Origin of the sequence: Mesorhizobium sp. KACC 23794, from assembly GCF_052180275.1 — a bacterium.
GTDB lineage: Bacteria > Pseudomonadota > Alphaproteobacteria > Rhizobiales > Rhizobiaceae > Kumtagia.
Window position 1 is genome coordinate 6,668,645 of the sequence record NZ_CP197465.1, and the last position, 12,895, is coordinate 6,681,539.

Annotated in this window: 12 protein-coding genes; 9 read left to right on the forward strand and 3 right to left on the reverse strand. The window is 61.9% G+C overall.

Annotated features, from left to right (window positions below):
• Positions 1–72: 72 nt before the first annotated feature.
• Together ACSBOB_RS32295 and ACSBOB_RS32300 are read left to right on the forward strand one after the other, a co-directional pair.
• Entirely contained in the window at positions 73–759 is a 687-nt protein-coding gene (locus tag ACSBOB_RS32295) for a hypothetical protein (protein ID WP_442580092.1), read from the forward strand.
• Positions 756–1,616: a MaoC/PaaZ C-terminal domain-containing protein gene (locus ACSBOB_RS32300; protein ID WP_442580093.1), complete on the forward strand. Its 861-nt coding sequence runs from the start codon at positions 756–758 to the stop codon at positions 1,614–1,616. Before ACSBOB_RS32295 ends, ACSBOB_RS32300 begins: the two co-directional genes overlap by 4 nt.
• Positions 1,617–1,653: 37 nt before the next feature.
• On the opposite strand, the gene ACSBOB_RS32305 is transcribed toward ACSBOB_RS32300, so the two are convergent.
• Positions 1,654–3,474 carry an acyl-CoA dehydrogenase gene (locus tag ACSBOB_RS32305; protein WP_442580094.1) on the reverse strand — a complete coding sequence of 607 codons (1,821 nt, stop codon included), beginning with the start codon at positions 3,472–3,474 and terminating at the stop codon, positions 1,654–1,656.
• 124 nt (positions 3,475–3,598) lie between these two features.
• Here ACSBOB_RS32305 and ACSBOB_RS32310 point away from each other — a divergent pair, with 124 nt between their 5' ends.
• The 7 genes from ACSBOB_RS32310 to ACSBOB_RS32340 all read left to right on the forward strand — a co-directional run bounded on the left by ACSBOB_RS32310 (position 3,599) and on the right by ACSBOB_RS32340 (position 10,451).
• Entirely contained in the window at positions 3,599–5,245 is a 1,647-nt protein-coding gene (locus tag ACSBOB_RS32310; RefSeq protein ID WP_442580095.1) for a class I adenylate-forming enzyme family protein, read from the forward strand.
• Between the two features lie 7 nt (positions 5,246–5,252).
• Positions 5,253–6,158 carry an SDR family NAD(P)-dependent oxidoreductase gene (locus ACSBOB_RS32315; RefSeq protein ID WP_442580096.1) on the forward strand — a complete coding sequence of 302 codons (906 nt, stop codon included), beginning with the start codon at positions 5,253–5,255 and terminating at the stop codon, positions 6,156–6,158.
• Positions 6,159–6,160: 2 nt separating this feature from the next.
• Positions 6,161–6,961, forward strand: a complete 801-nt coding sequence (locus ACSBOB_RS32320) for an SDR family NAD(P)-dependent oxidoreductase (RefSeq protein WP_442580097.1) — start codon at positions 6,161–6,163, stop codon at positions 6,959–6,961.
• Between the two features lie 127 nt (positions 6,962–7,088).
• The gene (locus ACSBOB_RS32325) at positions 7,089–8,090 is read left to right on the forward strand and encodes a TRAP transporter substrate-binding protein (RefSeq protein ID WP_442580098.1); all 1,002 of its coding nucleotides are present in this window, start codon (positions 7,089–7,091) and stop codon (positions 8,088–8,090) included.
• Positions 8,091–8,163: 73 nt separating this feature from the next.
• Positions 8,164–8,592 (forward strand): cupin domain-containing protein, encoded by a 429-nt coding sequence (locus tag ACSBOB_RS32330; RefSeq protein ID WP_442580099.1) that lies wholly within the window; start codon positions 8,164–8,166, stop codon positions 8,590–8,592.
• 84 nt (positions 8,593–8,676) lie between these two features.
• Positions 8,677–9,189 carry a TRAP transporter small permease gene (locus ACSBOB_RS32335; protein WP_442580100.1) on the forward strand — a complete coding sequence of 171 codons (513 nt, stop codon included), beginning with the start codon at positions 8,677–8,679 and terminating at the stop codon, positions 9,187–9,189.
• Entirely contained in the window at positions 9,186–10,451 is a 1,266-nt protein-coding gene (locus ACSBOB_RS32340; RefSeq protein WP_442580101.1) for a TRAP transporter large permease, read from the forward strand. Before ACSBOB_RS32335 ends, ACSBOB_RS32340 begins: the two co-directional genes overlap by 4 nt.
• A 391-nt stretch (positions 10,452–10,842) precedes the next feature.
• Here ACSBOB_RS32340 and ACSBOB_RS32345 read toward each other — a convergent pair whose 3' ends face one another.
• On the reverse strand, positions 10,843–11,151 hold the full coding sequence (locus ACSBOB_RS32345) for a UBP-type zinc finger domain-containing protein (protein WP_442580102.1): 309 nt from the start codon (positions 11,149–11,151) through the stop codon (positions 10,843–10,845).
• A gap of 26 nt (positions 11,152–11,177) precedes the next feature.
• On the reverse strand, positions 11,178–12,785 hold the full coding sequence (locus ACSBOB_RS32350; protein WP_442583900.1) for an FAD-dependent oxidoreductase: 1,608 nt from the start codon (positions 12,783–12,785) through the stop codon (positions 11,178–11,180).
• Positions 12,786–12,895 lie beyond the last annotated feature (110 nt).

Here is a 12,895-nt window from a genome sequence, read left to right on the forward strand (position 1 = left end):
AGTCCTTTACAAACGTACGTTTGTTTTTTACCTAGCGGGTTGAGCGCTAACGGTCAATGTCGGAGGATGGACATGAGCTTCATCGTGCTGTTCCGGCGAGACGGTTCAAGCGAAGAGCGCCTCGCGGCGCGTGGCTTGGATGTCGGGGCGCTGGCGGGCGCTATCCTGGCTGACGACGATGCTCCGGGTTCGCTTTCGATCCTTGTCGGGCAGAACGAGCCGCGCGAGCTAGGCTTGTACCGCGACGGCGACGACTTCTCGCCGCCCTACGACATCGTGTTGCGCAGCGACTTCAGGGACGAGCCGAGCCTCCTGAGGTCAGTCCGTCGCGTGCAGGCCGCGGGCGGATTCGACCTTGCCCACGCCTTCGAGGTCGAGGAGACAAGGGTAAAGGGCGGATCAAGGCCGATACCCCACGGCTGCCAGGCCGGCATTCACATGATGCATCCGCTCTTCTTCCACGAGGATCTTCCGCGAACCGCACTTCTTCGGAGTTGGCGGGAAATCCATGCAGACCTCGCAGTCCGCATCCATGTCGGCGCAGAGACCTACAGCCAGTTCCTCGTCCTGAAGCGGATGATGAACGGTCCGGATTTTGGCGGGTTTTCCTCTCTTCATTTCCCCAGCCGCGACGCGATGATGAACGGCTATTTCGAGTCCGACCGTGGTCGCGCCGAGATCCGTCACGACATTCGCCATTTTATCCGCGGCCTTCCGCCCCGGCTCTTCGCAACCCTCCATACCTACGAGCGTCCATGACCAACCGTGCCCCAACCCTCAATGCCGACCGTCTCGTCTCGATGGAGTTTCCGGTCCGGACCTTCTCCTATGACGAGACGCGGACGATGCTCTACGGGCTCGGCGCCGGCATGGGACGCGATCCCCTCGATGGGTCCGAGCTTCCTTTCGTGACCGAAAAGGGCCTCAAGGCGCTTCCCGGCATGGCCACGGTCATTGCGTGGGACGATACGTGGCTGCCGACGACGGGCATCGATGTCAGCCGCGTCGTCCATGGCGAGCAGCGGATCACTCTGCACAAGCCGCTACAGCCTGCGGGCCGCCTGTCGAGCACGATGCGGATCGTCGACGCCTTCGACAAGGGCGAAGGGCGCGGCGCCGTCCTCTATGTCCGGACGGATCTCACCGACCTCGAGGATGGCCAGCCCCTCGCCACGTTGCATTCCACGGTCGTTGCCCGCGGCGACGGCGGCTTTGGGGGGCCGGCAGGCAACCCGCCTGCGCTTTTGCAGGTTCCGGAGCGTCCAGCGGACATTGTGGTCATCTATGAAAGTCTGCCAGGTCAAGCCTTGATCTACAGACTGCTGGGCGACCGCAATCCGCTGCACAGCGATCCCGACTTCGCCCGTTCGGTCGGCTTCGAACGCCCGATCCTGCACGGGCTATGCACCTATGCGATTGCGGTTCGTGCGATCGTGAAGGGGCTTTGCGAGCATCAGCCGGACCGTGTCGCCCATGTCGAGGCGCGGTTTACCGCGCCCGTCATCCCGGGCGAGACGATCTCAACCGAGATGTGGCGCGATGCCAAGGGTGGTGCGTTCCGCGCAAGGGTCGGTGACCGCATCGTACTCGATCGCGGCCTCGTCGTGCTGCGTTGAAAGCAGCGGCCCCGCGTGAATGCGGGGCCGGTTCGTCTCAGAGCCAAGCCTGCCGGGTATCCAGCGTGGTCCTGTCCATACGCGAGAAGATCGCAAGCCAATTGTCGATCCGGCCCATCTCATGGGCATAGAAATAGCGACACGCGGCCAGCTTGCCCTGGTAGAAGTTCTCGTCGTCGGATGACAGGTTGCCTTCCGCGAGGCGCGCTGACGCGACTATTGCCTGCCGCAGCCACATCCAGCCGACGGTAAGATGGCCGAACAGGTCGCAATAAGCGGAGGCATTCGCCAGATAGCCGGCAATGTCGATGTCGGCCTGCGCCCGCGCCTTGCGCGTTGCATCCACGACGGCGAGAAGATGCGTTTCCAGCGCCCGGGCATATTCAGCGGTTGCGCTGTCCTCAGCGCCTTTCGCGATATCGGCCTTGACCGTCTTCTCGAAGACCGCGAGGGCGGCGCCGTTGCGAAAGCGCACCTTGCGGCCGAGAAGGTCCAGGGCCTGAATGCCGTTGGTGCCCTCGTGAATCGCGTTCAGGCGGTTATCGCGGTAGAACTGCTCGACTGGATAGTCCCGCGTATAGCCATATCCGCCGAGCACCTGCATGGCGTGCTTGTTGGCTTCCAGGCAGAACTCGCTCGGCCACGCCTTGACCACAGGCGTCAGCAGTTCGAGCAAGAGTTCAGCATCGCCGCGTGCCTGATCGTCGGGATGGGTCTGCTGGTCATCCACCAGCCGCGCCGCATAGAGGCAAAGCGAGAGCGCCCCCTCGACATAGGATTTCTGCGCGAGGAGCATACGGCGCACGTCCGCGTGCTCGACGATCATGACGGGCTTCGACAGCGGGTCTTTGGCGTCCGGGAGGCGGCCTTGAGGACGATTGCGCGCATAATCGAGGCTGTAGCGATATCCGGCATAGCCGCTCATCGTCGCGCCGAGCCCGACCGAAATGCGCGCTTCGTTCATCATGACGAACATGTATTCGAGACCGCGATTGGCTTCGCCAACCAGATAGCCGACGCAGTCATCCTCGTCGCCGAAGCTCAGCACGGTGTTGGTGACACCCCGCCAGCCCATCTTGTGGTTGAGGCCCATCAGCCGGACGCCATTGCGATTTCCAACGGCACCGGCGTCATCGACCCTGCGCTTGGGAACGATGAACATCGAGATCCCTTTCACCCCGGCCGGCGCCCCATCGATCCGGGCAAGCACCAGGTGGACGATGTTCTCCGACATTTCGTGGTCGCCGGCGGATATCCACATCTTCGTTCCGCGGATCGAGTAGCTGCCGTCGGGACGCTGGCGCGCAGCCGTGCGAATATCTGAAAGCGCCGAACCTGCCTGCGGCTCGCTCAGGCACATCGTGCCAAGGAACCGGCCATCGAGCATGGGGTCCATGAAACGCCGCTGCTGCACTTGCGACCCGAAAAGGCGGATGACGTTGGCCGCTGCGGCGGTGAGGAAGCAGTAGGACGTCGTGGCGACGTTGGCGGCCTGGAAACAGGCAAAACATGCCTGCACAACGCTGAAGGGAAGTTGCAGCCCCCCCTCTTCCGAGGAGGCTCCGGCCTTCAAGAATCCCGCCTCGATGAAAGCATCGATTGCTGCCTTCGTCTCTGGGAGCGTCTTCACCCGTTCTCCATCGAAGGATGGCTCGTTCTCGTCGGCGAGCTTGTAGTGGCTGTGGAACTTCGCATCGGCGATCGTGTGCGCCGTGTCGAGCACCGCTGCGAAGAGGTCTTGGTCAAGCTCCGCGAAGCGCTCGCGTCTCACCAGAGACTGGGTGTCGAGCACCTCGAACAGATTGAACTCCACGTCACGCGGGCTGCTCGGACTGACGCTGGAACCGCTGCCAACCATGTATATGCTCCCTTGATCGGGTCGACCGTCTTGACCTTTGATACAAACGTTTGTTAGTTAGAACGTGAAAGACGCTCGGTCAACCGCGGCAGGTTGGCAGTCTGCCTTGAGGAGTATCCCATCCATGTCGCGCGAAACAGCCATCCGGTTCGAACGGCATGGGGAACGCATCGTTCGCTGCTTTGTCGATCGGCTTGGCGACAGCTACGCGGCGCTTGTGCGCTCCGCAGCCGCAAACGGTGGCGCGGATGCCGTCATATTCGGTCACCGTCGGCTTTCCTACGACCAGTTGCTTGGAGAGGTCGCCCGGGTGGCTTCGGGCTTGCACAGCCTCGGCATCCTGCCGGGCGAGCGTATTCTCCTCCTGTGCGGCAACCGTCCCGAATATATCGTCGTGCTTTACGCCGCCTTCCGCATCGGCGCGATCGTCGTACCCGTCGATACACGCCTCAAGGCGGCCGAAATCGCCTATATCGCGACGAATTGCGACGCTGCCCTGATCGTTCACGACGACCGGCTGACCAACGAAGTACCGGAAAGCGCTTCCCTTCCATCCGCGTGCAGAACATTGGTGATACCCGCATCCACCTCCCTCTTTCCGGAAGTGCGTGAAGGGTCGGAGAACGATCGTCATGTTCCCGGAAGCGAGGATGACGTTGCGCTGATCGTGTTCACCTCAGGGACCACGGGGCGTCCCAAAGGCGCGATGCTCACCCATTTGAACATCGAACATTCCTGCCAGCATTTTCACCGCAACATCGGCATCACGTCGGCCGACCGCATCGGCGTGGTCACCCCAATCACACATGTCACCGGCCTCCTCATGGGCGTCATTGGTGCAATCCATGCCGGCGCCACGATCCTCCTGCTCGAGACGTTCCGTGCCGGGCTCTTTATCGAAATGGCCGCCCGTGAGCGCATGACGCAGACGGTCATGGTCCCGGCAATGTACAGCCTATGCCTGCTGGACCAGAGCTTCGACACGGCCGATCTCTCCGCCTGGCGCGTCGGCAATTATGGTGGCGCTCCGATGCCGGAGGGCGTGATCCTCGATCTTGCGGAAAAGCTGCCGCACCTGAAGCTCGTCAATGGCTACGGGGCGTCGGAAACCTGCTCTCCTGCCGCGATGCTGCGCCCGGGCGAAGGCCTGTCTCGCGCCTCAAGCGTCGGCCGCGCGCTGCATTGCGTCGATCTTCTCATCATGGACGAAGACGGCCGCGAGGCGCCGCGTGGAGAGGCCGGCGAGGTGTGGATCGCAGGGCCGATGGTATCGCCGGGCTATTGGCGCAATCCGGACGCGACCGCAGAGGGCTTCGTCAACGGGTACTGGCGCTCGGGCGATATCGGTTCGATGGATGACGACGGGTATCTGCGTATCCACGACCGCATCAAGGATGTCGTCAATCGCGGCGGCTACAAAATCTACAGCGCCGAGGTCGAGAGCGTTCTTTCGCGGTTCGAAGGCGTGGTCGAATCCGCCGTCGTCGGCCGTCCCTGCCCGGTTCTGGGCGAGCGGGTGCACGCCTTCGTATCCGTCGCGCATGGCGCCATTTCAGACGACATGCTGCGCGCGTTCTGCGCCACGCTCCTCGCCGACTACAAGGTACCCGAGACGTTAACGCTAACCACCGAACGGTTGCCCCGCAGCGCGAACGGCAAGCTCCTGAAGAACGACATGCGCGAAATCGCCCGTTCGATGCCTGCTCCCGAGCAACGCCAGCGCGCGACATCAGTCTCAACCGGCACGGCATTAGCTTCAACACAAGGATAACCACAACATGATGATCCGCCTTGACGACCGCGTAGCCATCGTAACCGGAGCGGGCTCCGGTCTTGGCCGCAGTCACGCACTGGCCCTGGCCTCCCGCGGAGCAAAGGTTGTGGTGAACGATTTCGCCCCGGCTCGCGACGGGGCCGCTGAGCGTCCCGCCGACCTTGTCGTAGCAGAAATCCGCGCGGCAGGCGGCACGGCCGTCGCCAACGGCTCGTCCGTTTCAGATCCAGAACAGGCCGCATCGATGGTCGCACAGGCCGTTTCCGAGTTCGGCCGCATCGACATCCTCGTCAACAATGCCGGCTTCTTGCGTGACCGGAGCTTTGCCAAGCTGACGGCAGCCGATTTCGACGCCGTGGTCGCGGTGCATCTTGGTGGTGCAGCCTATTGCACCATGGCCGCATGGGCTCACATGCGAGAGCACAACCATGGACGCATCGTGTTCACCACATCGAATTCGGGCCTTTTCGGCAATTTCGGTCAAAGCAACTACGCCGCGGCAAAGGCTGGCCTGATTGGCCTGATGAACGCGCTGAAGCAGGAAGGTGCGAAATACGGGATCGCGGTCAACACACTCTCCCCGATGGCCGCCACGCCGATGACCGAAACGGTGATGGACGAAGCGACAAGGAACGCCTTTGACCCAGCGCTTGTCTCGGCGGCCGTAGTTCACTTGTGCAGCGACGAGTTCACCGAGTCCGGCAACATCGTTTCGACGGCCGGTGGCTATATCTCGGCCGTCCGAATCGTGAGCAGCCGGGGCGCACTCCTCGGCCGGTCGGCGACGCCCGAGGCGATCGCCGAATGCTGGGCACGGATCAATGATTTCAGCTCGGCGCGAGGCTTCAACAGCGCCGGAGACGAAATGCGCCATATACTTGAGCGCCTTTCCGTAAAAACTGCAGCCTGATTATGGCCGAAAAGCTACTCGTCGGCCGCGTCGCAGCCATCACCGGAAGCGGCAGCGGAATCGGCCGCGGCATCGCCCAGCGCCTGGCGGCGGAGGGCGCGATCGTCGCTGCGCTCGATATCGATCTCGCAGCAGCAAGAGAAACGATCGACATAATCCGCAAGGCCGGCGGCGCCGGTGAGGCCTTCCGTTGCGACGTTTCCGACGAAGGCTCATTTCGCCGGGCTGGGAAAGCTGTCGCTGCCGACCTTGGAGAGACCGGGATCGTCGTAAACAATGCAGGCTTCCTCCGTCCGGCGCCATTGGCCGAACTGTCGCTCGCGCAGTGGAACTCCGTTCTGTCCGTCAACCTGACTGGTGCGTTCCTCAGTACGCTCGTGTTCGGACCTTCCATGCGCACATCGAGTCGAGGTGTCTTCGTTCACGTCGGCTCGATAGCGTCGCAATTCGCCCAGACGCGCGGCGGCGCCTACAGTGCGTCGAAAGCCGGCATCTGCGGTCTGTCGGCAACGATCGCAGCGGAGTGGGGGTCTGACGGAATCCGCAGCAATGTCGTCCATCCCGGCATGATCCGCACGGCATTGAGCGCAGCGTTCTACAGCGATGCCGAACTCGCGAAGCGACGCGAGGCGACGGTCGCAAGCCGTCGCACGGGTGTGCCTGACGACATCGCCGGCGCGGTTCTCTTCCTCGCATCCGATTTGTCGGCCTATGTGAACGGCGCCGAACTGACCGTCGATGGAGGCTTCAGCCGCATGGCGATCGATCTCATCCCACGCCCCGGCTACGAAACCGGTTCCTGATACAACACCAGGTAGGGACGACCGTGGACAAGCATCAAGTTTTATACTAACAAACGTTCGTACAGATTTCCCCTCGCCTGCATCGCAAACGCGGTCGGAGATGGATCTGCTTCAAAGGGAGGAATGCATGTTGAAGGTTTTGACCGGCAGTCTGCTGGCTGGCGCGTTGTCTGCAGCCCTGATGACGACCGCCTATGCTCAATCGGAATGGAAGCTGGGCACCGTCGGAGCTCCGGGCTCCGGTCTCATGAAGATGGGCGAGATGGTCGCGGCTGGTATGACGAAAGCCGGCGGGGACAAATTCTCGGTCCGGATTCAGTCGATCTCCAATGAGCAGGAGATGGTGCAGCAGGTCGTACGCGGGCGCATTGAAGTTGGCGTGACCTCGGGCCAGGGTATCGGCGCGACTGCTCCGGACGCATCGGTCCTTGCCTTCCCCTTCCTGTGGGACAGCAACGAACAGCGCGACTACGTGATGGAGAAGAACGTCAAGCCTATCCTGGCCGAGATACTCGCCCAGAAGGGTTTGCAGCTCCTCGCGATTGGCGACGCTGGCTATTACGGCGTATTCTGCCAGTTCGACTGCACCGACGTCACTTCGCTTAAGGAAGTGAAGGTTCGCGTTTCACCAACCCCAGCCGCCCGGCTGTTCTGGTCGCAAGTCGGGGCGAACCCGGTCCAGCTGCCGCTCAGCGAACTCTGGCCGGGCCTCGAACAGAACCTCGTGCGCGCGGCGGACATCCCCCTGCCCTTTTACGTGACCACACCGGCCCAGAAGTCCGCGCCGCATTTCGTGAACACCAACCATTTCCATGCCGCCTGGGTCTATTTCATGAACAAGCGGCTCTATGACGGCCTCACCGACGAGCAGCGTCAGGCCGTCGCTGACGATCTTCCTACCTCGAAGGAGCTGGTCGCGGTTTACGCAGAAGACATAGCGGCCGCCCGCAAGAAGCATGAAGAATTGGGTGGCTCCTTCCATGAGCTTTCCGAAGAGCAGAACGCAGCCTGGCGCGGCAGCATTGCCGACAAGGTCCCTGAGCTGCTCGCCGGGATGGGGCCGGATGCGCAGCGTCTCTACGATGCGATCCAGGCCGGAAAGGCCGAGTTCGCGAAAACGGGCGGCTGATCTTTCCCGCACCCAAACAGCAACCTTTGAGCCGCCTTCGGGCGGCTCATCAATAATTGACGCAGAGGACATCATGAGCGGATCGAGCGTAGTGCCCGTCGTGACGCGGAAGAACGCGGAAAGCCACGACACCGGACAATCCGGAGGCGCTGTACGGATTTCGGGCGTCAGCCCCCAGCACACCCCGGCAACCAAAATCTGGTTCGGCAAGGTAAGCAATGAGCCGGGCTTCCGCTCACTTCCCCATCATCACGGAGAAGCCGAGACGGGCGGCTACGTCCTTAAGGGTCATGGCCGCATCTATTTCGGGGAGAACTACGCGGAATTCGTCGATATGACAGAGGGCGATTTCGTCTTCGTCCCGCCGCATATGCCGCATGTCGAGGTCAACATGAGCACCACTGACGAACTGGTGTGGATGACCTGCCGCACACCGGACAATATCGTTATCAATCTCGAAGACGTGCCGGACGAAACGTTGATCGGATATGCACGCAAATGATGGATTGACCCGCCGGCGCTCCGGTAGGGTCACTCAAGCCTTGTTCGACATGGTAGCGGCCATTGCCGCCCGGGAGGAGCCGTAATGTCGCGAGTTCAGTCCGCTGCCGCAGGTTTCCTGAAGCAGCTAACGCGTATCGAACAGGCCATCGCGGTGGCGGGACTCCTGCTCACCGCAGCGGCGCTGCTGGTGGATATCTTCGCGCGCGAAGTCCTGCATTCAAGCCTCTTCGGATCGCTGCGCGTCGCGGTCTACGCAACGGCCTTCGCGGCCTTGTTCGGCTTTTGCGTCTGCGTCGCTTCGAACTCCCACATCCGGGTCACGATATTCGACGGCTTTACGCCGGCCTCCTGGCGTCCGGCCATCTATCGTCTCGCGGACGTCATATCGTTCGCCATCTGCAGTGTGTTCGCGTGGTTTGCGGCCAACTATGTCTGGCAAACCTATCTGGTCAGCGAAACGGACGTCTCCCTGAACGTCGTCATCTGGCCATTCCAGCTCGTGCTCATCTGGATGTTTCTCTCCGCGGCCGTTCGCTACGGCCTTTTCGCCGCATGCCCAGCCCTGCGTCCGCAGGAAGAGGAACTCGCCCAGTGATCGCCGCCTCGCTCGTCCCGCTCTTCTTCCTGCTCACGTTCTTCCGGCAGAACGTGATCCTGACACTGGCGGTCATTGTCGGTCTGATTCACGTCTACGTCGCGACGAACAGCTCGGCTGAATATCTGATCCAGGACCTCTGGTTCACGCTCGATCGCGAGGTGTTGCTTTCGATCCCGATGTTCATGTTCGCGGGCGTCATCATGTCGCGCGGGAGTATCGCAGCTCGTCTGGTGCGCGTCATGACCGCGCTGACCAGTCCCCTTCCCGGCGGGCTTGGCGTCGGCACGATCCTGGCGCTGGCGATGTTCTCCTCCATCTCGGGATCGGGGATCGTCACGATGATGGCGATAGGCGGACTGATGTACCCGGCGCTGGTCAAGAACGGCTATGGCGTGCACTATTCGCTCGGCGTGCTGGCATCCGGCGGCACGCTGGGCATCATCATCCCGCCCAGCATTCTCATGATCCTGTACGGCTTCTCCACCGAAGTTTCGGTGACGGACATGTTCCGCGCCGGTTGGGGCCCCGGTCTCCTGATGGTCGTCGTCCTGTCGGTCTACACGCTCATCCGTCATAGGAACCTACCGACGACCCCGATCGACTTCCGCGAACTGGGCAGCGCGCTGAAGCACGGCGTCACGGCCATCATGATGCCCGTCATCCTTCTGACTGGCATCTACACCGGTTATTTCACCGTCACGGAAGCGGCGGCCCTGTCGCTTTTCTATGCTTTGGTCGTCGAGGTCCTGATCCACCGGGAGCTCGGCCCGCGCCAGATTTACGAAATCGGCATCGAGACGATCAAATTGCTCGGCAGCCTGATGCCGCTGCTGGCTTTCGCCAACTCGTTCAACGTCATCCTCGACTACGAGGGCGTTCCGCAAGCGCTTCTTCAGTGGGCGCAGACATGGATCGATTCCGGCTGGATGCTGCTGATAGCCGTCAACCTCCTGCTGTTGGTTGCCGGAGCCCTGATGGACGAGAGTTCGGCAATCCTGATCCTGGCACCTCTACTGGCGCCGCTCGGTACGGCCTACGGATTCGATCCGGTCCATTTCGGCATTATCGTCATTGTGAACCTGCAGATCGGCTACGTGATGCCCCCCGTGGCTATCAACGTCATCATCGCTGCGGCGATCTTCAAGCAGAGTTTCGGCACGGTATGCCGTGCCGTCATTCCCTTCATCGGATTGATGCTGTTGGTCCTGTTCCTGACGATCACATTCCCGCAGTTGTCGCTATACTTCGCGGGCCGATAACGAGGTGACTTGGCCGATCTCAGAACGGCCAGCCAAGAATGGCGTTGCGCCTGATCATCGCCAGGTGGGCGCAAGAAGCGGCCCGTAACGAGGCTGCCTGTCCGCATCCATCGTGGTGCCTCCCGGCGGGAATCACACCATCCCCGACATCAGCCCAAAGCACGAAATCCCCATAATCCGTGATTGTGGCCCGCGGGTTCCTTCCTCGGGGACTTTCGTACGCCTGCCAGCGCCCGAAACTCTTCACGGGAGCGGACCGGCACTTTTTGTCCATGAGTCCCTTTCAAGAGCTGACATTCAGGTGGGGCGTGGGCATCGTCGCGACGCGCCGCGAACGACTTGGCCAGTGGAGCGGGATGCGTAATATAGAGCACCGCCGCCACTGATTGTCCTACGCAAAATTCGGTATCGGCCCACGTTGGGCCGTCGTGCCCTCACCAAGGTCGATGAAAACTTCGTCGACGTAGCACCAGCCCCACCCTTCCGGTGGATCATATCCTTCGATCACCGGATGGCCGGTGGCCCGAAAATGCGCCGTGGCGTGACGGTTGGGCGAGTCATCACAGCAACCGACGTGACCGCAGGTTCGGCACAGGCGAAGATGAACCCACCGCGAGCCCGTCTTGAGGCAGTCCTCGCACCCCAGAGCGCTTGGCGTCACATCCTTGATATGCTCCGCGTGGCGACATTCGAACGACATCAGGAATCTCCCTTGCAGATATCTAGTCAGCGCGCGCGCGCCAAAAATTCGTGAATAGCGGCAACGACCTGGGCGCCCTCGCCGACGGCAGACGCCACGCGCTTGATGGAGCCGGCGCGAACGTCTCCGATCGCGAAGGTTCCGGGCAGACTCGTCTCGAGAGGATGGCGATCCCTGCCGACGCCTGTCCTGACGAACCCCTTCTGGTCGAGCGCGACATCGCAGCCGGCAAGCCAGTCCGTATTCGGATCGGCGCCCACGAGCAGGAAGAGATGGCGTATCTGGCGCATGGTTTCTTCGCCGGTGTCCGCATTCCGCCAGCTTACGTCGGTCAGGTTCTCGCCGCCGTGAAGCCCCGTCACCTCCGTCCGCAAAACCACCTCGATGTTCGGTTGCGCCTCGATGCGCTCGATCAGATATTTCGACATCGAGGCGGCGAGGCTGGCGCCGCGAACGATCAGCCAGACCTTTTCGACCTGACCTGCAAGATAGACGGCGGCCTGGCCGGCCGAGTTTCCCGCGCCTACCAGCGCGATCTCCTGTCCTTCGCACAGACGGGCCTCGATGGGGGAAGCCCAATAGTGCACCGATGCCCCTTCAAACTGGGAAAGATTGGCAAGATCCAGCCTGCGGTAGCGTGCACCGCTGGCGATGACCACCGTGCGTGCCCTCACTCGCTCGCCATCGCCGACATCGAGAGTGTAGGTTGAACCACTGCCAATTTGCTCGGCGCCGAGATGATGCACTTCATCGGGGATCACCATCTCGACGCCGAACTTCTGCGCCTGGTTGTAGGCGCGGGCCATCAGCGCGAGACCCGAGATACCGGTCGGAAACCCGAGATAGTTCTCGATGCGCGCTGAAGCGCCTGCCTGACCGCCAAAGGCTCGACAGTCGAGAACGACCGTCGACAGGCCTTCCGACGCCGCATAGACCGCAGCCGCGAGCCCGGCAGGTCCCGATCCGACGATCGCGACATCGAAAAGCCTGGCTTCGTCTATTCGACGTATCAGACCCATGCAGCGCGCAAGTTCATTTTCGCCGGGATTGCGCAGGATCTTGCCGTTCAGGCAGAGCACGATCGGCAAATGATGGGTGTCGACATGGAAGCGCTCGATCAAGGCGGCCGCATCCGGATCGCGTTCCGGATCGAGCACACGATGGGGCTGGACGCTCCGGCGAAGGAATCCCTGGAGGCGCATTACATCCGCGCTGTCGGACCTTCCCAGGATGACCGGTCCGCCGGCCGATAGCTCCAGCAGGTTTGTTCGTCGCAGGATCAGGGCACGCATGATGCGCTCGCCCAGCGCCGCCTCCTGCACGAGCACGTCGCGCAGGCGTTCCGGCGCGATGATTAACGCCTCGACGTCCTCGACAGCGACCGAGTCGACCAGCGACGGCCGATTCGACAACTGCGCCAATTCCCCGCTGAATTGACCGGCCTGGTAGGTCACGATGACCTCGCGTTGGTCGAGCGCCGTCTCCTGGCTGACTTCCACCTTGCCTGAAAGAAGCACGACAAAGCCGGGCGCCAGGCTGCCGGTCTTCACGATCCGGGCACTGGCGGGATACGATACGCTCTTGCCGAAACGCTTCAACCGCTCGACGTCACGTGGCTCCAGAACAGGGAACATCTGGTCGTATCTGGGATGACGAATCAGGTTCACCGTGGATTCCCCATAGTCGCAGTACTTGATTGCACAAGCGCTAAAAATGCCAGTTCGCGCATTTCATCTGGCATCTG